The organism is Flavobacterium zhoui (assembly GCF_042787235.1).
Lineage (GTDB): Bacteria > Bacteroidota > Bacteroidia > Flavobacteriales > Flavobacteriaceae > Flavobacterium > Flavobacterium zhoui.
Map to the genome: position 1 here is coordinate 93,925 of NZ_JBHZPY010000001.1, position 21,854 is coordinate 115,778.

The window sequence follows — 21,854 nt, forward strand, 5'->3', positions numbered from 1 at the left end:
ATCACCATTTTTTGTAGGGATGCTTGCTTAAATAGGAATTATAGTAACGTTTGTCATTTGTGACTTCTTCTCCTAGCCAATTTGGTTTTTCGAAAGTTTCAGTTTCAGAATCGAGTTCAATTTCAGCTATGATCAAACCTTTATTGTCTCCATGGAATTCATCTACTTCAAAAATGTGATTGCCTACTTTTATTTCAAAGCGGGTTTTGTCGATGACTCCTTTTTCACACAAAAGCAGTAATTTTTTGGCTTCATTAACAGGGATTTCTTTCTCCCATTCAAAACGAGACATTCCGGTGTCGTTAGTCAAGCCCTTGATTGTCAGATAGCTTTTTTCTCCTTTTATGCGTACTCTGACCGTACGTTCTGGAACCGTACTTAAATAGCCTTGTGCAATATGATTTTGAGTCAAAGCGGCTGCTTTAAATGAATCATTTAAAACCATAAATTTTTTTTCTATTTCGATCATTTTCATACTAAACCTATTTTGATATCTTGAATTGTTACCGCTTAAATTTCTATCCCAAGAATTACGGTATTCGTAATAAAAATTATTGTAAATCCATTGCGGCTACAGTCGTATTTCAAAGGTATTAAATAATCTCGCGATGATAGGTAATCTCGCTAAAATTAAATGTAAAATTAGGACTGTTTAATAGATTTTGACAATTTTTTTAATTCCTAGTTCCGCTTTCGCAATCGTTTTTTATGATTAAGTTAATGAAAGTTAATTGGTCAAATTGTACTTTTACAAAAAGGAGACTATTATAATGAGATTATTTTTCAAAACGAAATCCAAACCTACTCTATCGGAATTATTAATTTGTTATTTTGATGGGAACCAATCTTGGCGCAATAAAGAAGATGATTTAGAAGCTTTGGTTAGGTTGGTTGAACTTCTTCGACCGTCAAAAATAAAGAAATTACAAACAATAGACTTACGCGAAATTATTTCTTTTTTAAAAGAAAATGAGTCTTGTCGAGGTCAGTTTTCTGTTTATATAAAAGAGATTCTAAAAGATAAAAAATTCAACAAAATTCTGTCCGACGCTGCGATACTGCAAGACGTTGATTTTATTTTTGAGGTAAAAAAAAGAATTTTCTCTAAATTTTTACCCTATCAGCCACAAAAAAGTACCTTAGAATATGTGCTGAATCAGGTGTTCTACAATCGGAATGATGCGCTTTGGATAAATAGGATACAGTTCGGTCAATTGGCTGAATTATATGCTCTTTTAGAATTTAAATCAATTTATGAAACTGTAGAACCTAATTCGAGTTTGTCTGAATTGTTAATCGCAATGTCTTTAATTACGCAAAGAATTAGCGGTAGGGCCATGGAAACAGACGTTCTAAAAATGGTTCCGGAATTTGATGATTTAGAAAGTCCGTTTGGCGCTTTTGAAAAAGAATTACTTCAGATTGGGGATAAAATTAGAAATTCTGATTTGCATTATATAAAACCGGATGATTTGTCCTATGCACAGGTACTGGTACTACATAAACAGTGCGAGGCCTTTGTTGATAAGGCATTCCATAATAGTTCTAAATATGGAATTTCGCTTCGAGTAAATCAGAATTTGTTAAAAATTAGACAACAATTAGATAGATTAAAACATTTAATTCCATTTTTAATAGTCGGTAAACAGCAGGATATCAAAGCGAACGGAATTGCTTTGGCTTTGCAATTAATAAGATACAATTGTTATAAAAATAATGTTAGGAAATTTATTGGAGAAAGTACACAGTTGATTTCTTATGAAATAACGCAACATACAGCTAAAACAGGAGAACATTACATTACAGAAACGCGAAGCGAATATTTTAAAATGTTTCGAACAGCATTGGGCGGAGGATTTATTGTGGGCATAATGTGTATAATTAAAGTATTGCTTTCTAAAGTGGATGCAAGTTTTTTTGGGCATGCCTTTATTTATAGTATGAACTATGCTTTTGGATTTATTGTTATTTATCTGTTGGGATTTACTTTGGCAACTAAGCAGCCAGCCATGACTGCTGCTGCTTTAATAAAAGCATTGGAAGAAGGCGAAGTAAAACAAGGAAAAGATTCTGAAAAATATCAAGCCTTTGCGATTCTTTTTGCACGTGTTTTTCGCTCTCAGTTTATCGCTTTTGTGGGGAATGTGATTATGGCTTTTCCTATTTCATTACTTGGAATATGGTTAATAGAGTATACTTTCGATTATAATATTGCAGCTACTAAATGGGAGAATTTACTCATTGACCTAAGTCCTGTTCATTCCTTAGCTATTCTTCATTCTGCTATTGCTGGTGTGTTTTTATTTTTATCCGGAATCATTTCTGGAAGTGTAGCTAACAGGGATAAACACAATCAGGTTTATTTTCGAATAGCGGAACATCCGGGACTGAAAAGGAGTTTAGGGAAAGTGCGAGCACTGAAATTGGCAAAGTTGTACGAAAAAAGATGGGCAGGAATTATATCTAATTTCTGGTTTGGTATTTTTATGGGCAGTATTGGTTCAATTGGTTTATTTTTAGGGCTAAATCTGGATATTAGACATATTACTTTTGCTAGTGGGAATTTGGCATTAGGATTGTACGGAGCAAATTACGCCGTCAGTAATTCAATGCTATTTTGGGGAATTTTTGGAATTGGGATTATTGGATTGGTCAATTTTATGGTAAGTTTCAGTCTGTCTTTGGGCTTAGCATTTCGTTCAAGAGCCATTTCATTATTTGAGTTAAAATTTGTTGGAACCTCCATTTGGAAGCATTTTAAATCAAGTCCTATCAGTTTCTTTTTTCCGACAGAAAATAAAAATAAATCAGTAACGGTTGAAAACTATTTGAGTGTAGCGGAAAAAGAATAATTTTAATTCATTTTTCAAGAGACTATTTATACAATTGTTATACTATGCAAGGTTTAAATCCAAAAAGGAAAATCATACACATCGATATGGATGCTTTTTATGCTTCGGTAGAGCAAATGGATAATCCTTTGTTGAGAGGCAAACCCGTCGCTGTGGGTGGTTCTGAAAATAGAGGAGTAGTAGCTGCGGCAAGTTACGAAGCCAGAAAATTTGGCGTTCGCAGTGCTATAAGTGGTGCATTGGCAAAAAAGTACTGCCCGGAACTTATTTTTGTCCAACCGCGATTTGACAGGTATAAGGAAATTTCAAATAAAATCAGAAAGATTTTTTATGAATATACGGATTTGGTGGAACCGCTGTCGCTTGATGAAGCCTATTTAGACGTTACTAAAAACAAGAAAGGGAATCCAAGTGCTTCTCTATTGGCACAAGAAATAAGATTGCGGATACTTAATGAAACCGGCCTAACTGCTTCGGCGGGAATATCAATTAATAAGTTTGTGGCAAAAATAGCCAGTGATTATAACAAGCCTAACGGTCAAAAGACAGTTAATCCAGATGAAGTTATTCCTTTTCTGGAGGAATTGCCCATCAGAAAATTTTATGGAGTAGGGAAAGTTACTACCGAAAAAATGTATCAGTTAGGGATTTTTACCGGTGTAGATTTAAAAAGTAAAACATTGGATTTTCTGGAGAAACATTTTGGAAAATCGGGAAATTTTTACTTTGATGTGGTACGAGGGATTCATAATAGTGAGGTAAAATCAGATCGGATTACTAAATCAGTTGCAGCCGAGCACACTTTTGATATTAATCTTTCGTCAGAAATATTTATGATGGAAAAACTGGAAAGCATTGCTATTTCTCTGGAGAAAAGATTGAAGAAATACGATATCGCTGGTAAAACCGTCACGTTGAAAATAAAGTTTAGCGATTTTTCCCAACAAACCCGAAGTAAAACCTTGCCTTATTTTATTTCAGATAAAGGGCTGATTTTAGAAATCGTGAAAGAATTGTTGTACCAAGAACGAATGAAAGATTCCGTACGATTACTGGGAATTTCTTTAAGCAATTTGAATACAGAAGAAAAAAAATTCCTCGTAGTGCAGTTGAAATTTGCTTTTTAATTTGATAAAAGGATCGTTCAACAATGGTTAAAATTAAATATTTACTATTTTATTTTTAGAAATAAAATTATATTTGACTCATATAATCAAAAAATCATGAGCAATTTAAATCAATATGAAAGGGCTATTGTAAACTATCACAATGATTTACGAATTAAATCGCTTCCTATTGTTTGTGTAGATTTTCATTATGAGTTTTTAAAAGAAGTAAAACAATCGTTTCTCGACTTAAAAAGCCTCAAAGAAATTGCGTACCAAAATAAGTGGAAACTTTCGCCGGATTGGGATATTTCTTCGCCAATAAAAGAAGAAGTAATAATCGTTACAGATGCCAAACTAACTATTGTTTTTGCTTCACACAACATGGTCAAAATGAATGGCTACTTAGAAGCAGAAGTTTTGGGTAAAAGCCCAAAAATGTTTCAGGGTCAAGTCACCGATAGAATTGTATCAAATGAGATAAATAGTGCAATACAGTCGCAGCAGCCTTTCGAGAAAACGGTGTTAAACTATAAAAAGAACGGAGATATATACGCTTGTTTGATAAAAGGATATCCTATTTTTAATTTGAAAGGACAACTCAGCCATTATATTGCTTTTGAGAAAGCAGCATAAAAAAACCTTTCTGGAGAGAAAGGTTTTTTAGTATTTTGATAATGGGGTTACAATTAGTTTTTGCTGTTCAGTTTTGACAGTAATCTTAAAAACTCAATATATAACCATACTAAGGTTATCATCAAGCCCATTGCACCATACCATTCCATGTATTTTGGCATTTTTTGTTCTGTTCCTTTTTCAATACGGTCAAAATCTAAAAATAGATTTAAAGCTGCAATTACAATCACAAAAACACTTATACCAATACTCATCATTGAATTACCATAATGAACGGGTACAAAGCTGGTAAACATAGAAAATAACCAAGATATTAGGTAGTAAGTCGCAATAGCAAGTGTAGCAGCTACAACAACTGATTTGAACTGCTCTGTTACTTTTACGATTTTATATTTATATAATCCAAGGCAGATCATGAAAGTTACAAAAGTTGCACCAACTGCTTGTATTACGATTCCTGGATACATAGTCTCGAAAATTGCTGAAATTCCGCCAATAAATAATCCTTCAAACAAGGCATAACCGGGGGCCAAATAAGGGGAGTATTCTGGTTTGAAAGCAGATATAAGAACTAAAACAAGACCTACAATAGCTCCGCCTATTGCGGGAACTATTGGATTCAGGCCATTAAAAGCCATCCACCAAATCACCATTGCGGAGGCAGTAAGAAGTAAAAACAGGATGATACTTTTGTTGATTGTTCCTGCCAAAGTCATCTCTTGATTGTAATCAATTAATGTGGCGTTGTGAACTTCGTCTTTTCTGGATACCGCTGACGAAAAAGATTTATTATTTAAAAATGGATTTTTCGAATTGAAACTCATAGTTGATAAGATTTTTATGCATCAAATATAAATTTTATTTTACAGAAGAATGTTTATTTATTCTTAATTTTTTTCTACAAAAAACCCGTCTCATTTTTCGAACGAGACGGGTTTTTCTATTTATTTTAAAAGTCTTGAATTATTCGATTTCAGAAACTCTCAAGGTATTTACCATTCCTTTATCTTTAATAGGCATTGCTGCTAAGTTGATAAGGAAATCCCCTTTTTGTACAAAACCTTTTTGTTTTACAATTTCGTTGATGTCAGTAACAGTATCATCCGTGCTTACATCCTTAGTGTACATGAAAGATTTTACTCCCCACAATAAATTAAGTTGGGTAAGAATTCTTTTATTTGATGTAAAAACTAATATATGTGCGTTAGGTCTCCAAGCTGAGATTTGAAAAGCAGTATAGCCACTGTTCGTCAAGGTACAAATCGCTTTTGCTTTGATTACATTAGCCATCGTTGCAGCATGATGACAAATTGTTTTTGTAATAAAACGTTTAGTTTTGATCTGAGGTGTATCTTGTGGAACGTGAATTAACGGAGAATCTTCAACTGCTTCTATGATTTGAGTCATTTTCTGGATTACCTGAACAGGATAGTTTCCAGTTGCGGTTTCGCCAGATAGCATTACGGCATCTGCACCATCCATAACGGAGTTAGCAACGTCATTTACCTCTGCACGTGTTGGGGTAAGTGAGGTGATCATTGTTTCCATCATTTGCGTAGCGACAATAACAGGAATACGAGCTGTTTTAGCTCTGCGAATTAATTCTTTTTGAACTAAAGGTACTTCATGTGCAGGAAGTTCAACTCCCAAATCTCCACGTGCAACCATCAAAGCATCGCAATAAGCAACAATTTTGTCAATATTTTCTAATGCTTCCGGCATTTCGATTTTGGCAATAATTGGAATTTTATATTCTGAATGTTCGGCTATTAATTCTTGTAAGTCTTGTAAATCTCGAGGTGTTTTTACAAATGATAATGCAATCCAATCTACGTTCTGCCCAATTGCAAAAATAGCATCTGCAATATCTTTTTCTGTCATCGCAGGAAGAGATATTTTAGTGTTAGGAAGATTTACTCCTTTTTTAGATTTCAATTCACCACCTTGAATTACTCGTGCTATAACTTCTGTTTTCTTGTCAGTCTCTACAATTTCGAAAATAAGTTTTCCGTCATCTAGCAAAATTCTTTCTCCTGGATTTACATCGTTTGGAAAGTTTTGGTATTTCATGAAAACTTTTTTTGCAGTTCCAAGGATATCTTCGGCAGTAGTAAATGTAATTAAGTCTCCATCATTTACAACAACACCTTCTTCCATAACACCTACACGAAGTTTAGGACCTTGCAAATCTCCAAGAATTGCAGTGGTATAACCAAATTCTTCGTTTAGACCTCGTATTAAATTTATCTTATTTTTTACATCTTCGTAGTCCGCATGGGAAAAATTCACTCTAAAAACATTTACACCTGCGTCAATCATGTCTTTTATGATCTCTCTTGTACTACATGCAGGCCCAAGTGTGGCTACAATTTTCGTTTTTTTGTTTGTAAGCATTTGTATTAAAAAATTAAATTGTTTTTTGATTTTATTTGATTTGTTTCAACCGTGTAAATGGCCGAAATAGAATCAATTTTGTTTAGTATGGTTTGTATTTTAGATATGTTTATAATATCATCGGTATTTTCTATTTTTAAGAAATAATCAACTTTTTTTAACTCAGGAAGTAAAAAAACTTTTGTCGCCACTTCCATGACTATATTTGAAAATAAATTTTGGTTATCTCCCTCTCTCTGTTGGATAACTTCACTTTTATTTTGAATCAAATTCCACGAAATATCATTTTCAATGTCATGGTAATAAAATCTTGAGAAATTTGTTTCTCCTTCTTTTATATTAATTTGAATTTCAGTCTCTTTTTTACTTAGATTAATCGGAAGATTTTGATTAATAAAATAAGCCAGACGATAGTCTTCTAATGAAGTGTGAATAGCAATAAGATAATAATCTATTTCGTCAAATTCGCCAAGATCCAATTTATGAATACCCATTTCTTGCAAAATATGATGTAAATATAGTATTTCTATCGAAGTTTTATCCTCTTCAAATGAGATGTTTGCGTTAATTTATAAACGAAAACGTTATAGTTTTAAGAAAATTGATATTATTTTCTATCCATTTTTTCTTGGAATGCAAAATAGGCGCGTTGAGATGCTTTTTCTTCCGCTTTCTTTTTAGAAGTGGCTCTGGCTTTTGCAATTACTTTATCATCGATGCTGAGTTTAACCCCAAACAAACGTTGCCCGTCAATTGCATTGTCCTCAAAAATATCATAGTGAAATATTTTTTTCTCTTTTTGACACCATTCTATAACTAAACTTTTGTAACTGATAACTTTTCCTTCCAGTCTGGCAATGTCAACGTAAGGAACGATAACTCTTTTTTGAATAAATTTTTCGCAATAAACATAACCTCGATCGAGGTAGATTGCTCCAATTAATGATTCAAAGATGTTGCCATGTATATTTTCGCCAAAATGTTGTAAAGGCACTTTGCTTTCAATATACTGGACTAAATTTAGATCCTTTCCCAGTTCGTTCAAGTGTTCTCTGCTTACAATTTTAGAACGCATTTTGGTTAGGTAACCTTCGTCGCCTGCAGGCGCTTTGCTGAACAAGTGGGCAGCAATTACGGAACTTAGCATTGCATCGCCTAAGAATTCTAATCGTTCGTAATTAATTGGATTCCCTAAAACGTCCAATCGATTAGAGGAACGGTGCGTGAATGCCTTTTTGTAAAAACCTAAATTTATTGGAGCAAAACCCAGGATTTTCTGAATAGAATCAAAAAAAATCCCGTCTTCTAGAGAACGGGATTTTGAAAATATTTTTCTAATTATACGCATCTAAATTAGATATCTAATTTTTTTACTAATACACAAGCATTATGTCCTCCAAAACCAAAGGTATTACTCATCACAACGTTCATTTCTCTTTTTTGAGGAACATTGAAAGTAAAGTTTAATTTAGGATCTATGTTTTCGTCATCTGTAAAATGATTTATCGTAGGAGGTACTATACCGTATTTTAGTGAAAGTATAGATGAAATTGTCTCGATCGCTCCAGCTGCACCAAGTAGGTGGCCAGTCATCGATTTTGTTGAATTCAAATTCATTGTGTACGCATGTTCGCCAAAAACATGTAATATTGCTTTAGATTCCGCAATGTCTCCAAGTGGTGTTGATGTCCCGTGCATATTTACACCATCAACATCAGTTGCGTTTAATCCTGCGTCTCTCAAACAATTCAACATTACATTTTTAGCACCTAATCCTTCAGGATGTGGTGCAGTAATATGGTAAGCATCAGCTGACATACCTCCGCCACCTATTTCGCAATAGATTTTTGCTCCACGGGAAACAGCATGTTCGTATTCTTCTAGAATTAACGCTCCTGCTCCTTCACCTAAAACAAATCCGTCACGTTCCTTATCCATTGGTCGTGAGGCCGTTTTTGGGTCGTCGTTTCGTGTAGATAAAGCGTGCATTGCGTTAAAACCTCCCATTCCTGCAATAGTTACTGCAGCCTCAGAACCTCCCGTTACCATTGCATCAGCATGTCCTAAACGGATATAATTGAAGGCATCAATAATTGCATTTGTAGAAGAAGCACAAGCAGAAACAGTTGCAAAATTGGGTCCTCTAAATCCGTATTTTATGGAAATATGACCACATGCAATATCTGAAATCATTTTGGGAATAAAGAACGGATTGAATTTTGGAGTACCATCGCCAGCAGCAAAATTTAACATTTCGATTTGGAACGTTTCTAATCCGCCAATTCCAGATCCCCATATAACACCAACTCTGTCTTTATCTATTTTTTCAAAATTGAAACCAGCATCCAGTACAGCTTCGTCAGATGCAACCATTGCATATTGTGCATAGCGGTCCATTTTTCTGGCTTCTTTTCTGTCTAAGAAATCTTCAGCGTTAAAATTTTTCAATTCGCAAGCGAACTTAGTTTTAAACTTTGAAGCGTCAAAATAAGTTATAGGTGCAGCGCCGCTAACACCGTTAATAAGCCCATTCCAATATTCTTGAATGTTATTTCCAATAGGAGTAAGCGCACCTAAACCTGTAACAACAACTCTTCTTAATACCATAATTTTTTATTTTGTTATCTTTAAACAAATAAAACCCACGCTTTCTTCGCTGTAGTAATAGTACAAAAGAGCCATGGGTATTACAATAAATATCTTTTTTGATTGAAATTCAATCGCGAATTTAATTTTAAAAAAAAATAATAACACCCGTATACAAGATTGCAAACGGGTGTGTACTTTATTATTTTTTAGCTTCCTCGATGTAAGAGATTGCTTGACCTACAGTAGCGATGTTTTCTGCTTGATCGTCTGGAATTTGAATGTCAAATTCTTTTTCGAATTCCATAATAAGCTCAACAGTGTCTAATGAGTCAGCTCCTAAATCATTAGTGAAGCTTGCTTCTGTTACAACTTCGTTTTCGTCAACACCTAATTTGTCTACGATAATCGCTTTTACTCTTGATGCAATGTCTGACATAATCTTTAATTTTAGAATTTAATTTGTTGGCAAAAATAAAAAACTTTATTTTAAAACAACGAATAAGTTAATAAATGTGACAACTAATTTATAAAATATATTTGACAAAGGCTTCTGAATGTTATTTAATTTCATTTTTTATTCCTTTTTTTGCATAATATAAATGGGTTGAATTATGAAAAAAATTGTCATTTTCGCTTCTGGATCTGGGACTAATGCTGAAAATATTATAAAATATTTTGCTGAAACAAAAATAGGAACCGTTGTTGCTTTATTTACAAACCGCTCGGACGCAAAAGTAATTGAAAGAGCACAAAACTATCAAGTTCCGGCGGTAGTTTTTTCAAAAGACGATTTAAATGAAAGTAAAATATTACAAAAGATAAATACATTTCGTCCTGATCTAATAGTTTTAGCAGGTTTTTTATTAAAATTCCCACAGGATATCATTGAAGCTTACCCGGATAAAATAATAAATATACATCCGGCATTATTGCCTAAATATGGTGGCAAAGGAATGTATGGGATGAATATTCACAGAACAATAGTGGAAAACAAAGAAAAAGAAACTGGTATTACGATTCATTTTGTCAATGAAAATTATGATGAAGGGAATATTCTTTTTCAAAAAAATATAATCTTATCTGGTAATGAAACTGCTGAGGAAGTGGCTCATAAAATACATGAATTAGAACAAGAACATTTTCCACAGGTTATTGAGCGATTGTTAGAAAATTAGACTTCTTCGAAAAGCTACTATATTATCACAAAAAATATAACAATCAAAAAGGGCACCAAGTCTAAAAATCTAAAATGGAACACGACGTACATATATATACTGATGGCGCAGCCAAAGGAAACCCCGGAAACGGTGGTTATGGTGTTGTCATGGAATGGGTAGGAAAGCCCTATAAAAAGGAATTCTATGAAGGTTTTCGCCTTACCACGAATAACAGAATGGAATTATTAGCTGTAATTGTAGGTTTAGAAAAACTTAAAAATCCAAACACGCGAGTTTTAGTGGTTTCAGATTCTAAATATGTGGTCGATTCAGTGGAGAAAAAGTGGGTTTTGGGTTGGGAAAAAAAGGGGTTTGTGGACCGGAAAAACGCCGATTTGTGGAAACGCTTTTTGGTTGTTTATAGAAAGCACAAAGTAAACTTTAAATGGATAAAAGGTCATAATAACCATATTCAAAACGAAAGGTGTGACGAATTAGCTGTTATGGCTTCGATGCAAAAGCAACTTTCTGTTGATGAATTTTATGAAGCGATTGATTCGAAATAAAAAAAAACAATAACGTATCAAAATATTTTTTTGATACGTTATATAAAAAAATTATTTATTCTTTGTCTAATTCTTTAGCCTTGTTAAATCCTGCAAGTAAGCCAATTCCCGCCATTGTGATAATGATTGATGGATAAACGGCACCGTCATTCAAGGCGGTGTAAGTTGTAATTAGCAAAGCGATAAAAATTCCAACTCCACTTCCGATTAACAAAAAAGCTAGATTTAGAATAAATACTTTCCACATAGGAACGCCTTTGTCTTTTCCTTCCAAAAAAATACTGGCATCTACGCCTTTTTCAATAAGAGCTAAACGCTCTCGGTTTCTTGTAGAATAAACAAGATAAACAATTCCAAAGATCATAAGGAAAAAACTCAAGGGGATTAAAATTTCTGGACCCATAATTGCATAATTTAAATGATTAATATTCCATATGACGAAACGGATTTGATTTAGGTTACAGATCTGTCAAAAAAATAAAATAAATTATTTGTAACCTTAATTATGTTATTGTCGTCTTACTAGTATATGGATAAGTTAAGTGATCAACATTATATCAATCAAATTATACAAGGGGACACAAATGTGTTTGGCGTATTGGTTGATCGTTATAAGGAAATGATTTTTACTTTGGCTTTAAAGATGATTAAAAACAGAGAAGAAGCCGAAGAGATTTCTCAAGATACGTTTATCAAAATTTACAATTCTTTGAATAAGTTTAAAGGGGATTCTAAATTTTCGACATGGATCTATAAAATTGCTTATAATACTTGTTTGGATCGTTTAAAAAAGAATAAAAAGGAAGAGAACACTATTTCAATTGATGAATTTTCGGATCATTTAGTTAAAACTCTTGATAACGCTTTGAGTGCTTTGGAAGATAAAGAGCGGAAGCAAAGGATTCAAAATTGCCTGAATTTATTGTCTAGGGAAGAAAATTTTTTATTAACGTTGTATTATTTTGACAATCAGAATTTAGATGAGATTGCAAAAATTATGGATATTAATTCCAATAACGTCAAAGTAAAGTTATTTAGAAGCAGAAAAAAATTAGCAGTCATTTTAAAAAAGCAATTGGAACCGGAAATATTGGATTATTATGAAAGAGAGCGATAAAAATATTGAAAAACTTATAGGTGAAATAATGACGGAAAGCACTTTGGAGTCACCGTCAATTGACTTTACTTCAAAAGTAATGTCTCAAATTTTAGTTCTCGAAAAAAGTAAAATTCAGCATTACAAACCTTTGATTTCTACACCTGTTTGGATTGTTATTTTAGGGAGTTTAATTTCTTTGATTCTCTATACTGCCTTTTGGAATGAGTCATATAATTCGGAAATAGGTCATTCGTATGTTGTAAATATTCCAAACATATTTTCAAAGTTCCATTTTTCAAAAAACACTATTTATGCTATTTTAATTGTCGATTTAATGATTTTGGTACAAATACCATTATTGAAAAATTATTATGACAAGAAGTATCAATTGTAAAATTTGTTTTTTTTACAATTGATACGGACAGTTTCTAATCGTTCAACGCTAAAATATTTTTATTCTATTCAAAGTAGATAAAAGTCCAAAATATGCTGTTATTTATTTGAAAATCAAATAAATATATTAGTAAAACTTTGTGCTTTATACCCTTTGCAATTTTACAACTTATAAACTATCTTTGCGCCTTAATTCGAATCTCATAAAATGAATAAATTATTGATTGTTGGAAGCGTTGCTTTTGATGCCATAGAAACGCCTTTTGGCAAAACTGATAAAATTTTAGGTGGAGCCGCACCTTATATCGGACTTTCGTCTTCTTTTTTTAATTTACAATCTGCCATAGTTTCTGTAGTTGGTGATGATTTTCCACAAGAATATTTAGATTTATTGACAGCAAGAAACATTGATATCTCGGGACTTGAAGTAGTTAAAGGCGGAAAAACGTTTTTTTGGAGCGGTTTGTATCACAATGATTTAAACTCAAGGGATACATTGGCAACAGAACTTAATGTTTTAGCTGATTTTCAACCTAAAGTACCTCAAAATTTCAAAAATGCTGATGTAGTGATGTTAGGAAACTTGCATCCATTGGTGCAGAGCAGTGTTTTGGATCAAATGGAAACCAAACCAAAATTAGTAGTATTAGATACTATGAATTTTTGGATGGATTGCGCTTTGGCAGAGTTATTGGAAGTAATAAAACGTGTGGATGTTATAACCATTAATGATGAAGAAGCCAGACAGCTTTCCGGTGAATATTCATTAGTTAAAGCTGCTGCATTAATTCAAGCAATGGGACCAAAATACGTGGTAATAAAAAAGGGAGAACACGGCGCGCTTTTGTTTCATAACAAAGAAGTATTCTTTGCTCCAGCATTACCATTAGAAGAAGTCTTTGATCCAACAGGAGCAGGAGACACTTTCGCAGGAGGATTCGCTGGGTTTATTACTCAGAGTGAAAACGTCTCTTTCGAGAACATGAAAAATGCAATTATACACGGTTCTAATTTGGCCTCATTTTGTGTAGAGAAATTTGGAACCGAAAGAATGGTTGATTTAGAGAAAAAAGAAGTGTTGTCAAGATTGCAACAATTTAAATCTCTAACACAATTTGATATAGAATTATAATGTTTTGAAACCTCGGAAACGGGGTTTTTTTAATTGAAAAAAAAGGAATCAAACACGAATTACACAAATTTTCACGAATTTAACTATTAGAAATTAGTAGAAGAGTGAAAACCGAAAGTACATCAAACCTAGTCTCCCTCTCCTTTGGAGAGGGCCGAGAAGAGGAAAAATAATTACACAACTACAAACAACAACACAATGAGCGACGCTTTACAACACGAATGTGGAATAGCACTAGTTAGACTACTCAAACCGCTTGAATTTTACAAAGAGAAATACGGAACTGCTTTCTACGGAATACAAAAAATGTATCTCCTTATGGAAAAACAACACAATCGTGGACAAGATGGTGCAGGTTTTGCAAGTATAAAACTAGACATGGAGCCGGGAGAACGATACATTAGCAGAGTACGTTCTAATCATGCACAACCTATTCAAGATGTTTTTGCACAAATAAATGATAGAATAAATGAAGAAATGGCGGCTCATCCTGAATATGCGGATGATGTAGCTCTTCAAAAAGAAAATATTCCTTACATCGGTGAATTGTTTTTAGGGCATGTTCGTTACGGTACTTTCGGAAAAAATAGTATCGAAAGCGTTCATCCATTTTTGCGTCAGAACAACTGGATGCACAGAAACCTGATTTTGGCTGGTAATTTCAACATGACTAACGTAAAAGAACTTTTTCAAAGTTTAGTTGAATTAGGACAGCATCCAAAAGAGATGGCGGATACGGTTACCGTAATGGAAAAAATAGGTCATTTCCTTGATGGCGCAGTAACTGATTTGTATCAGGAATGTAAAAATGATGGATTGACCAAAAGAGAAGCTTCAGCAGTAATCGCTGAAAAATTAGATGTAGCCCGAATCTTGACCAGAGCTTCTAAAAATCTAGATGGGGGTTACGCAATGGCAGGACTTCTAGGGCATGGTGATTCTTTTGTATTTAGAGATCCGGCAGGAATACGTCCCGCTTATTTTTATCAAGATGATGAAATTGTAGTAGTAGCTTCTGAAAGACCGGTAATACAAACCGTGTTTAATGTGCCTTTTGAAAAAGTGGAGGAAATTGAGCCGGGAAATGCGTTAATAATAAAGAAAAACGGAACTGTTTCTATGCAGGAAATTCTTCCGCCAACGGTTAAAAAAGCATGTTCGTTTGAACGTATTTATTTTTCTAGAGGAAGTGATGCTGAAATATATCAAGAAAGAAAAATGTTAGGGAAACTTATCTTGCCTGCTGTTTTAGAATCAATTGATGAAGACACAGACAATACCGTTTTTTCTTATATTCCAAATACTGCCGAAACCTCATTCTACGGATTGGTTGAAGCGGCTCAGGATTTCTTGAACCAAAGGAAAAATAATTACATTCTTGAAAACAGGAACACATTGACTAAGGAATCTTTACAAGAATTACTTTCCGTAAAAATCCGTACTGAGAAAGTGGCTATTAAAGATGCGAAACTCAGAACCTTTATCACAGAAGACAGTAGTCGGGATGATTTAGTGGCTCACGTATATGATGTTACTTATGGGGTTATCAAACCAACAGATAATTTGGTGATTATTGATGATAGTATCGTTCGTGGAACTACACTTAAAATGAGTATTATTAAAATGATGGATCGTTTGAATCCAAAGAGAATAGTAATCGTGTCATCGGCACCACAAATAAGATATCCCGATTGCTACGGAATTGACATGGCTAAATTAGAAGGCTTAGTTGCATTTAAGGCAGCACTAGAATTGCTTAAAGAAAGAAACTTATATCATATTGTTGATGAGGTGTATTTAAAATGCAAAGGGCAGGAAAATTATAAAGATCTTGACGTTGTAAATTACGTTACAGCGATATACGAGCCATTTCAGCCACAGGAAGTTTCAGATAAAATTGCTGAAATGTTGAGTTCTCCTGAAATAAATGCTGAAGTAAAAATAATATTCCAAACGGTAGAAGATTTACATATTGCTTGCCCAAAGAACTTAGGGGACTGGTATTTTACGGGTGACTATCCAACACCGGGAGGTAATCGAGTGGTGAATCGCGCGTTTATGAACTTTTACGAGGGAAAAGATGTGAGAGCTTACTGATAAACGATTGTAATTCAGTAATTAAACGTTTTTATTTGTTATTCATCTAATTTATTTGTTTAGAAGATATAACTACTATAAATTTACTCCACCATATAACATTAGTAGGTTAAGTTTATGGTAGATTTGGGGCAAAAAGGGTGGGAGCAATTCCACCTTTTTTATTGAAATAAAGTCTAGAAATGACATAAATTAAAGCGCCGACTTCAAAATTTGAAATCGGCGCTTTTTGTTTTTAAGATGAAAAAAATAAGTTTTCGAAGTCTTTATTCCTTCATCTTTATTCTGTTTTTATTTCTCTAAAGCATATCTTCTTGAAACTTCCGTCCAATTAATTACATTGAAAAATGCTTCAATATAATCAGGTCTTCTGTTTTGGTAATGTAAGTAATAAGCATGTTCCCAAACGTCCATTCCTAAAATTGGAGTTCCGCCGCAACCTACGCCCGGCATTAATGGATTGTCTTGGTTAGGAGTCCCGCAAACATCTAATTTCCCGCCTTTATGAACACATAACCATGCCCAACCAGAACCAAATTGTGTTGCTCCTGCTTTGCTGAATTTTGCTTTAAACTCTTCAAAAGTTCCAAAAGCAGCTTCTATTGCTGCCAATAAATCACCTGTTGGAAGTCCGCCACCGTTTGGAGTCATTACAGTCCAGTACAAATTGTGGTTGTAAAATCCACCACCATTGTTACGAACTGGCATGTTTTTCATGTCAAGATTAATCAAGATATTTTCAATAGTTTTGCCTTCTAAATCTGTTCCGGCAATCGCCGCATTGACATTTGTAATGTAGGCGTTATGATGTTTTGTATGATGAATTTCCATCGTGCGTGCATCAATATAAGGTTCTAATGCGTCATACGCATAAGGTAATTGTGGTAATTCAAAAGCCATAATATGATTGTTTAAATTGATTTATAATAATATTTTATTCAAATTTATACATTTAACTTTGTAATCGGAAATTCTATTTCGTTATAATTTCATTAAATTAATTGATAGTATGCTCTTTTTAATTCGATAAGTAATTGTAACGTGCTTATTTTTAGGAGCTATTTCCTGCTTTCCACTGCAATCTTTCTAGTCCTGAACTTGTTTCAGGATCCTTAAACAAGTTCAGGACTAGAAAGGATTTTCACTTCAATCAGGGCTAAAAACGATTGTGTTTTATATTGCGCTGTGTTTTAAATTCAAGTTTTCGGAGACGGAACCTCTAAATTAGGATTGCGCCATCGCCATGCAGACTATACTAATCTTAGCGCCTGGAATTTTCAACAATGCACGAGAACAGGCTTCTAATGTGGCTCCGGTTGTAATAACATCATCAATTAAAAGGAAATGTTTATTGTGATTTTTTTCTGTAAACACAACATCAAAAATATTTTCAATTCCTTCTGTTCTACCAAATAAATTTTTCTTGGATTGGGTTTTTGAATATACATTTCGAATTAAAAGCGAATCGTTATAATCCAAATTTAAACAGGAAGAAAGTCCTTCGCCAAAAGCCGTTACTTGATTGTATCCTCTTTTTTTTAATTTTTTTGGATGCAACGGCACTGGAATAATTTCATCGACAGTTTGTAATAGAGTAATTGTTTTTAAATCTTCCGCGTACCATTCGCCCAAAACAGTTCCTATTTCCTCATGTCCTTTGTATTTCAAATTATGAATGAGTTCTTGTACAATCCCTTTTTTATGAAAATAAAATAATGCTGAAGTGTGAATTACAGGAATTCGTCCATAAAACTTTTTGAAGGCATCATTTTCTGGGTTCAAGTGATGATTGGTCAATGGAATATCGTGCCGGCAAACCGTACAAATCACATTTTCATTGGATAATAAAAAAGAGCTGCAACCGGAACAAACTTTTGGAAAAAATAGATTTATAATGCTTTCAAACATGTAATCAAGGATTTATTTATAAAAATAGACAAATCAATGATTCAATCTTTAACAATTTTCTTTTTTTTAAGTTCACTTTTTATATTTTTGCACTATTATGGCAAAACAAGAAGATTTATTTAAGAATGTAATTTCGCACGCAAAAGAATACGGATTTATTTTTCCGTCAAGCGAAATTTACGATGGTTTAAGTGCAGTCTATGATTATGCACAAAACGGAGTAGAATTAAAAAAGAACATACGCGAATATTGGTGGAAAGCGATGGTTCAAATGAACGATAACATCGTAGGTCTTGACGCGGCTATATTGATGCATCCAACTACTTGGAAAGCTTCAGGCCACGTGGATGCTTTCAACGACCCATTAATTGATAACAAAGATTCGAAAAGAAGATATAGAGCCGATGTTTTGATTGAAGATTATGCCGAAAAGCTAAATCAAAAAGCAATCAAAGAAATCGAAAAAGCAAGGGCTCGTTTTGGGGATGCTTTCAACGAACAGGAATTTGTAACTACAAATGCCAGAGTAATTGAATACAAAGCTAAAGAAAGAGAAATTCTGGAAAGAATGGCTCGTTCACTCGGTAGCGAAGACTTAGAAGACGTAAAAGCATTAATCGAAGAATTAGAAATTGCCGATCCGGAAACTGGTTCTAGAAACTGGACAGAAGTGCGTCAATTTAACTTGATGTTTGGTACTAAATTAGGAGCGTCAGCTGATACAGCGATGGATTTATACTTACGCCCAGAAACAGCTCAAGGTATTTTTGTAAATTTCCTGAATGTACAAAAATCAGGACGAATGAAAGTTCCTTTTGGAATTGCACAAACCGGAAAAGCGTTTAGAAATGAAATCGTTGCAAGACAATTTATTTTCCGTATGCGGGAATTTGAACAAATGGAAATGCAATTTTTTGTGCGTCCGGGCGATGAAATGAGATGGTACGAACATTGGAAAACAGCTAGACTAAATTGGCATTTGTCATTAGGACTTGGTAAAGAAAATTACCGTTTCCACGATCATGAAAAACTAGCTCATTATGCCAATGCTGCGGCTGATATTGAGTTTAATTTCCCTTTTGGATTCAAAGAATTAGAAGGAATTCACTCTCGCACTGATTTTGACTTGAAGGCACACGAACAGTTTTCAGGTAGAAAATTACAATATTTTGATGCCGAATTGAATCAGAATTACGTGCCTTATGTAGTAGAAACTTCGGTTGGTTTAGATAGAATGTTCTTGGCCGTTTTTGCGACTTCTTTAAAAGAAGAAACATTAGAAGACGGTTCTACCAGAACAGTTCTAAAATTACCATCCGTTTTGGCTCCAACAAAAGCAGCAGTTTTACCATTAGTCAAAAAAGATGGTTTGCCAGATATCGCTCATAAAATTGTTGACGATTTAAGATGGGACTTCAATGTAGCGTATGATGAAAAAGATGCTGTAGGAAGACGTTATAGAAGACAAGATGCTCTAGGAACTCCGTTTTGTATTACCGTTGATCATCAAACTATTGAAGACCAAACGGTAACTATTCGCCACAGAGATTCGATGAAACAGGATCGTGTAAAAATTGCCGATTTGAAATCAATTATCGAAAATGAAGTTTCGGTAAAAAACTGGTTGATGAAAATGTAAGCAAACTATTGTACTTATAAAAAAATGCTTCTCAATCGAGAAGCATTTTTTGTTTAAAATCGATAGCCAAGTGTTATTCCACCCCGACCTACAACTTCAGGGCTATTGCTGTTGAATAAATTCCTGCCAATACCTGCGTTTATTTCAAAAACAAATCCTCTCTTTTGTACCCATTTTGCACCTAAACCAAAACCCAGAGCAACATCTGTGAAATTTTTTCCTTCTACAGTATAATAGTTTTGATTTACGGAATCGTATTCTGAATAACGTCCAGTATTTCCCGAATTAATCATTCCAAACCCTTCTACAAAAAAACCAGCTGCTATTTTTTTGCCAAAATAAGATCGGTAGTATGGTGTTAAACTAAATTGTGTGTCAAAATCCTTCTCTTTAACAAAAAAATAATGAAACGCCTAATCCAGAATCTTCATTTATTAATCTTTCGTAAGTAATTTCAGCAGTTCCTAATACTAAAAATAGTGCATTTCCTTTAATCTCATTTCTTTTGAAATCGATTGTTTCTTTTTCTTGGACAAAACCGGATAAAAAAGAAAATTTGCACATTATAATAAATAGTTTTTTCATAGAATTAGTTTTTTGTATAAAAGTAAGATAAATTTGTAAAAAGGATACTTTTCACATTTAATTTAATGTTGGTAGTTCAGATAGACTGCCTCTCAATTACTTTACTTTTGTTTTCATCTTAAGTATTCTTAAGCGGAGAGTTTCTTGTTGCGCCCCGAAATTTTTTTTAAGGAATGATTGCGATGAATTTAATTTAGAGTTTCTTTCTGAAAATAGAATCATGTACTTTATCGGATTTATTTGTAGTTCATCTTAATGTATTAACATTTGTTTAAAACATATTAACAAGATCTATTGAAAAATAGTTAAATGTTTATTTTTAGAATGTTAACAAGAATCTTGAAGTGGAAAATTTCTTTTTTAGTTTAATTAGTGTAACTAAACTACTCATAATAATTTGATAATTTGAAGTGTAATTTACTTTGGAGCGCTGATAAAATGCCTAACCATAGCAGGAAAAACAATTGATGAATTATTCGTACATTATTATTGACGATAATCAGGAAAGTTTTTTGAATACGAAAGCCGTTGCCGATGGTTTTTCGGAGCTTATTTTTGTGGCAGCAGCAAACAATTATAATGATGGTTTAAATCTTATATTAAAATGTAAGCCGGATTTAATTTTTCTCGAAATTGATCCAATTAATAAAGAAAGCAACTTATCAGTATCTCTTATCAATGAATTATATAGGTTCTTGAATGCAGTGCCGAAAATCATTGTAACAACTACCAGTAAAGATTTGGCTTTTGACGCAATACATTATCAAGTGACGGATTACTTGTTGAAGCCTTTGGTAAATATTGATTTGGTAAAATTGATTTTGAAATTAAATAAATCCAATACTTCATTTCAGCCACCAAAAGAGCAAACAATTATCCTTGATGAAAAACCGGTTTCTAATACACAACAGCTGCCTAGAGCTGAGGAAAAACCACTGATATTATGTATAAAATCCTATGGTGACTATAGATATATTGATGCCAAAGATATTTGTTATCTTCAGGCAGATAATAATTCAACGGATATACATCTCAATAATGGTGAAATGATTACTGCGTTCAAAACATTGAAGCATTTTGAAGGAATTTTATCCTTTCCTTTTATTAGAATTCACAACAGTTATATCGTAAATCGCAATTATATTTCCAGAATTCATACTGGAAATACAGTATGTTATATTAAAAATACTATAGTTAAACTACCTTTTTCTAAATCCTATAAGACAAATGTAGACCAAATTATCTCTGATTTCTCTAACGGGAATTATCTGGAAATTTAAAAAATAGTCATTTACCCTAATTTGAATGTCATTTACTATCAGATGGCCGTATTCCACCATATACCCCTGATTTTGTAGGAAAAATTGAAGTTCCTTATGTAGTTTTACGAAAGAAATTCTTGCTAAAAGAATGGTAATTAACGTAAAATCAAATAAAAACATAAAAATCCCCTATTATGAAAAAAGCAATCTTAACAATCGGTTTATTCTCTTTAGTAATGATCTTAACTTCATTTACAACAGAAGTGACAAATAATACCAAAGCAGACAATGTTAGTATAGTTGGACAAACAGCAACTGGAGGAAATGTAAAAGTTGATATTGTTGGACAAACTGCAACAGGAGGAAATGTTAAAGTTGATATTGTTGGACAAACAGCAACAGGAGGAAATGTTAAAGTGGACTAGAAACCATTGTTTAT

At 33.3% G+C, this 21,854-nt stretch carries 24 protein-coding genes; 12 read left to right on the forward strand and 12 right to left on the reverse strand.

All coding sequences use genetic code 11. From position 1 onward, the window contains the following. Nucleotide 1: 1 nt before the first annotated feature. Nucleotides 2–469 carry a CYTH domain-containing protein gene (locus ACFX5F_RS00445; RefSeq protein ID WP_379849773.1) on the reverse strand — a complete coding sequence of 156 codons (468 nt, stop codon included), beginning with the start codon at nt 467–469 and terminating at the stop codon, nt 2–4. Between the two features lie 301 nt (nt 470–770). Here ACFX5F_RS00445 and ACFX5F_RS00450 point away from each other — a divergent pair, with 301 nt between their 5' ends. From ACFX5F_RS00450 to ACFX5F_RS00460, 3 genes are all read left to right on the forward strand, one after another. Further along, on the forward strand, nt 771–2,852 hold the full coding sequence (locus ACFX5F_RS00450; protein ID WP_379848869.1) for a recombinase: 2,082 nt from the start codon (nt 771–773) through the stop codon (nt 2,850–2,852). Between the two features lie 44 nt (nt 2,853–2,896). Continuing rightward, on the forward strand, nt 2,897–3,979 hold the full coding sequence (dinB, locus tag ACFX5F_RS00455) for a DNA polymerase IV (RefSeq protein ID WP_379848871.1): 1,083 nt from the start codon (nt 2,897–2,899) through the stop codon (nt 3,977–3,979). A 96-nt stretch (nt 3,980–4,075) separates the two neighbouring features. Next, on the forward strand, nt 4,076–4,594 hold the full coding sequence (locus ACFX5F_RS00460; RefSeq protein ID WP_379848873.1) for a PAS domain-containing protein: 519 nt from the start codon (nt 4,076–4,078) through the stop codon (nt 4,592–4,594). A gap of 53 nt (nt 4,595–4,647) precedes the next feature. Here the strand turns inward: ACFX5F_RS00460 and ACFX5F_RS00465 are convergent, their stop codons facing one another. The 6 genes from ACFX5F_RS00465 to ACFX5F_RS00490 form a co-directional block, all read right to left on the reverse strand. Further along, a complete protein-coding gene (locus ACFX5F_RS00465) occupies nt 4,648–5,418 on the reverse strand; it encodes a Bax inhibitor-1/YccA family protein (protein WP_379848875.1) in 771 nt (256 codons plus the stop codon). A gap of 139 nt (nt 5,419–5,557) precedes the next feature. Continuing rightward, entirely contained in the window at nt 5,558–6,988 is a 1,431-nt protein-coding gene (pyk, locus tag ACFX5F_RS00470; RefSeq protein ID WP_379848877.1) for a pyruvate kinase, read from the reverse strand. A 5-nt stretch (nt 6,989–6,993) separates the two neighbouring features. Then, nucleotides 6,994–7,482, reverse strand: coding sequence for an IPExxxVDY family protein (locus tag ACFX5F_RS00475; protein ID WP_379848879.1), 489 nt, complete (start codon nt 7,480–7,482; stop codon nt 6,994–6,996). Nucleotides 7,483–7,595: 113 nt separating this feature from the next. After that, entirely contained in the window at nt 7,596–8,336 is a 741-nt protein-coding gene (locus tag ACFX5F_RS00480) for a ribonuclease III family protein (protein WP_379848881.1), read from the reverse strand. A gap of 5 nt (nt 8,337–8,341) precedes the next feature. After that, a complete protein-coding gene (gene fabF / locus ACFX5F_RS00485; protein WP_379848883.1) occupies nt 8,342–9,595 on the reverse strand; it encodes a beta-ketoacyl-ACP synthase II in 1,254 nt (417 codons plus the stop codon). A gap of 181 nt (nt 9,596–9,776) precedes the next feature. Continuing rightward, a complete protein-coding gene (locus tag ACFX5F_RS00490; RefSeq protein WP_007137004.1) occupies nt 9,777–10,013 on the reverse strand; it encodes an acyl carrier protein in 237 nt (78 codons plus the stop codon). Nucleotides 10,014–10,188: 175 nt separating this feature from the next. Between ACFX5F_RS00490 and purN the strand changes: the two genes are divergently transcribed. After that, complete coding sequence (purN, locus tag ACFX5F_RS00495; RefSeq protein ID WP_379848885.1) at nt 10,189–10,752, forward strand: phosphoribosylglycinamide formyltransferase; 564 nt, start codon at nt 10,189–10,191, stop codon at nt 10,750–10,752. 74 nt (nt 10,753–10,826) lie between these two features. Next, nucleotides 10,827–11,300: a ribonuclease HI gene (gene rnhA / locus ACFX5F_RS00500; RefSeq protein WP_379848887.1), complete on the forward strand. Its 474-nt coding sequence runs from the start codon at nt 10,827–10,829 to the stop codon at nt 11,298–11,300. 55 nt (nt 11,301–11,355) lie between these two features. Here rnhA and ACFX5F_RS00505 read toward each other — a convergent pair whose 3' ends face one another. After that, the gene (locus tag ACFX5F_RS00505; protein ID WP_379848888.1) at nt 11,356–11,703 is read right to left on the reverse strand and encodes a DUF6249 domain-containing protein; all 348 of its coding nucleotides are present in this window, start codon (nt 11,701–11,703) and stop codon (nt 11,356–11,358) included. Between the two features lie 126 nt (nt 11,704–11,829). Between ACFX5F_RS00505 and ACFX5F_RS00510 the strand changes: the two genes are divergently transcribed. The 4 genes from ACFX5F_RS00510 to ACFX5F_RS00525 all read left to right on the forward strand — a co-directional run bounded on the left by ACFX5F_RS00510 (nt 11,830) and on the right by ACFX5F_RS00525 (nt 16,021). Continuing rightward, on the forward strand, nt 11,830–12,417 hold the full coding sequence (locus ACFX5F_RS00510; RefSeq protein ID WP_379848889.1) for an RNA polymerase sigma factor: 588 nt from the start codon (nt 11,830–11,832) through the stop codon (nt 12,415–12,417). Beyond that, nucleotides 12,401–12,793 (forward strand): hypothetical protein, encoded by a 393-nt coding sequence (locus tag ACFX5F_RS00515; protein WP_379848890.1) that lies wholly within the window; start codon nt 12,401–12,403, stop codon nt 12,791–12,793. The genes ACFX5F_RS00510 and ACFX5F_RS00515 overlap by 17 nt, the downstream gene beginning before the upstream one ends. A 207-nt stretch (nt 12,794–13,000) precedes the next feature. After that, complete coding sequence (locus ACFX5F_RS00520; RefSeq protein WP_379848892.1) at nt 13,001–13,924, forward strand: PfkB family carbohydrate kinase; 924 nt, start codon at nt 13,001–13,003, stop codon at nt 13,922–13,924. A 198-nt stretch (nt 13,925–14,122) separates the two neighbouring features. Next, complete coding sequence (locus ACFX5F_RS00525) at nt 14,123–16,021, forward strand: amidophosphoribosyltransferase (RefSeq protein WP_379848894.1); 1,899 nt, start codon at nt 14,123–14,125, stop codon at nt 16,019–16,021. 291 nt (nt 16,022–16,312) lie between these two features. Here ACFX5F_RS00525 and ACFX5F_RS00530 read toward each other — a convergent pair whose 3' ends face one another. Next, nucleotides 16,313–16,921, reverse strand: coding sequence for a superoxide dismutase (locus ACFX5F_RS00530; RefSeq protein WP_073209105.1), 609 nt, complete (start codon nt 16,919–16,921; stop codon nt 16,313–16,315). A gap of 324 nt (nt 16,922–17,245) precedes the next feature. After that, entirely contained in the window at nt 17,246–17,929 is a 684-nt protein-coding gene (locus tag ACFX5F_RS00535) for a ComF family protein (protein ID WP_379848896.1), read from the reverse strand. 97 nt (nt 17,930–18,026) lie between these two features. On the opposite strand from ACFX5F_RS00535, the gene ACFX5F_RS00540 reads away from it, so the two are divergent. Continuing rightward, entirely contained in the window at nt 18,027–19,568 is a 1,542-nt protein-coding gene (locus ACFX5F_RS00540; RefSeq protein ID WP_379848898.1) for a glycine--tRNA ligase, read from the forward strand. Nucleotides 19,569–19,621: 53 nt separating this feature from the next. On the opposite strand, the gene ACFX5F_RS00545 is transcribed toward ACFX5F_RS00540, so the two are convergent. Together ACFX5F_RS00545 and ACFX5F_RS00550 are read right to left on the reverse strand one after the other, a co-directional pair. Continuing rightward, on the reverse strand, nt 19,622–19,861 hold the full coding sequence (locus tag ACFX5F_RS00545) for a hypothetical protein (RefSeq protein WP_379848900.1): 240 nt from the start codon (nt 19,859–19,861) through the stop codon (nt 19,622–19,624). A gap of 97 nt (nt 19,862–19,958) precedes the next feature. Beyond that, nucleotides 19,959–20,153 (reverse strand): hypothetical protein, encoded by a 195-nt coding sequence (locus tag ACFX5F_RS00550; RefSeq protein ID WP_379848902.1) that lies wholly within the window; start codon nt 20,151–20,153, stop codon nt 19,959–19,961. 467 nt (nt 20,154–20,620) lie between these two features. On the opposite strand from ACFX5F_RS00550, the gene ACFX5F_RS00555 reads away from it, so the two are divergent. Together ACFX5F_RS00555 and ACFX5F_RS00560 are read left to right on the forward strand one after the other, a co-directional pair. Next, complete coding sequence (locus tag ACFX5F_RS00555) at nt 20,621–21,433, forward strand: LytR/AlgR family response regulator transcription factor (protein ID WP_379848904.1); 813 nt, start codon at nt 20,621–20,623, stop codon at nt 21,431–21,433. Between the two features lie 176 nt (nt 21,434–21,609). Beyond that, complete coding sequence (locus ACFX5F_RS00560; RefSeq protein ID WP_379848906.1) at nt 21,610–21,840, forward strand: 3-oxoacyl-ACP reductase; 231 nt, start codon at nt 21,610–21,612, stop codon at nt 21,838–21,840. The last annotated feature ends 14 nt before the right edge of the window (nt 21,841–21,854 follow it).

Coding starts and splice junctions, on each gene's coding strand:
- ACFX5F_RS00530 (WP_073209105.1), bottom strand. CDS start 16,921: ATGGCTTTTGAATTACCACAATTACCTTATGCGTATGACGCATTAGAA.
- ACFX5F_RS00545 (WP_379848900.1), bottom strand. CDS start 19,861: ATGATTAATTCGGGAAATACTGGACGTTATTCAGAATACGATTCCGTA.
- ACFX5F_RS00515 (WP_379848890.1), top strand. CDS start 12,401: ATGAAAGAGAGCGATAAAAATATTGAAAAACTTATAGGTGAAATAATG.
- ACFX5F_RS00550 (WP_379848902.1), bottom strand. CDS start 20,153: ATGAAAAAACTATTTATTATAATGTGCAAATTTTCTTTTTTATCCGGT.
- ACFX5F_RS00480 (WP_379848881.1), bottom strand. CDS start 8,336: ATGCGTATAATTAGAAAAATATTTTCAAAATCCCGTTCTCTAGAAGAC.
- fabF (WP_379848883.1), bottom strand. CDS start 9,595: ATGGTATTAAGAAGAGTTGTTGTTACAGGTTTAGGTGCGCTTACTCCT.
- ACFX5F_RS00475 (WP_379848879.1), bottom strand. CDS start 7,482: ATGGGTATTCATAAATTGGATCTTGGCGAATTTGACGAAATAGATTAT.
- ACFX5F_RS00560 (WP_379848906.1), top strand. CDS start 21,610: ATGAAAAAAGCAATCTTAACAATCGGTTTATTCTCTTTAGTAATGATC.
- ACFX5F_RS00555 (WP_379848904.1), top strand. CDS start 20,621: ATGAATTATTCGTACATTATTATTGACGATAATCAGGAAAGTTTTTTG.
- ACFX5F_RS00525 (WP_379848894.1), top strand. CDS start 14,123: ATGAGCGACGCTTTACAACACGAATGTGGAATAGCACTAGTTAGACTA.
- ACFX5F_RS00520 (WP_379848892.1), top strand. CDS start 13,001: ATGAATAAATTATTGATTGTTGGAAGCGTTGCTTTTGATGCCATAGAA.
- ACFX5F_RS00490 (WP_007137004.1), bottom strand. CDS start 10,013: ATGTCAGACATTGCATCAAGAGTAAAAGCGATTATCGTAGACAAATTA.
- ACFX5F_RS00510 (WP_379848889.1), top strand. CDS start 11,830: ATGGATAAGTTAAGTGATCAACATTATATCAATCAAATTATACAAGGG.
- ACFX5F_RS00535 (WP_379848896.1), bottom strand. CDS start 17,929: ATGTTTGAAAGCATTATAAATCTATTTTTTCCAAAAGTTTGTTCCGGT.
- ACFX5F_RS00505 (WP_379848888.1), bottom strand. CDS start 11,703: ATGGGTCCAGAAATTTTAATCCCCTTGAGTTTTTTCCTTATGATCTTT.
- dinB (WP_379848871.1), top strand. CDS start 2,897: ATGCAAGGTTTAAATCCAAAAAGGAAAATCATACACATCGATATGGAT.
- ACFX5F_RS00460 (WP_379848873.1), top strand. CDS start 4,076: ATGAGCAATTTAAATCAATATGAAAGGGCTATTGTAAACTATCACAAT.
- pyk (WP_379848877.1), bottom strand. CDS start 6,988: ATGCTTACAAACAAAAAAACGAAAATTGTAGCCACACTTGGGCCTGCA.
- ACFX5F_RS00540 (WP_379848898.1), top strand. CDS start 18,027: ATGGCAAAACAAGAAGATTTATTTAAGAATGTAATTTCGCACGCAAAA.
- ACFX5F_RS00465 (WP_379848875.1), bottom strand. CDS start 5,418: ATGAGTTTCAATTCGAAAAATCCATTTTTAAATAATAAATCTTTTTCG.
- ACFX5F_RS00450 (WP_379848869.1), top strand. CDS start 771: ATGAGATTATTTTTCAAAACGAAATCCAAACCTACTCTATCGGAATTA.
- purN (WP_379848885.1), top strand. CDS start 10,189: ATGAAAAAAATTGTCATTTTCGCTTCTGGATCTGGGACTAATGCTGAA.
- rnhA (WP_379848887.1), top strand. CDS start 10,827: ATGGAACACGACGTACATATATATACTGATGGCGCAGCCAAAGGAAAC.
- ACFX5F_RS00445 (WP_379849773.1), bottom strand. CDS start 469: ATGATCGAAATAGAAAAAAAATTTATGGTTTTAAATGATTCATTTAAA.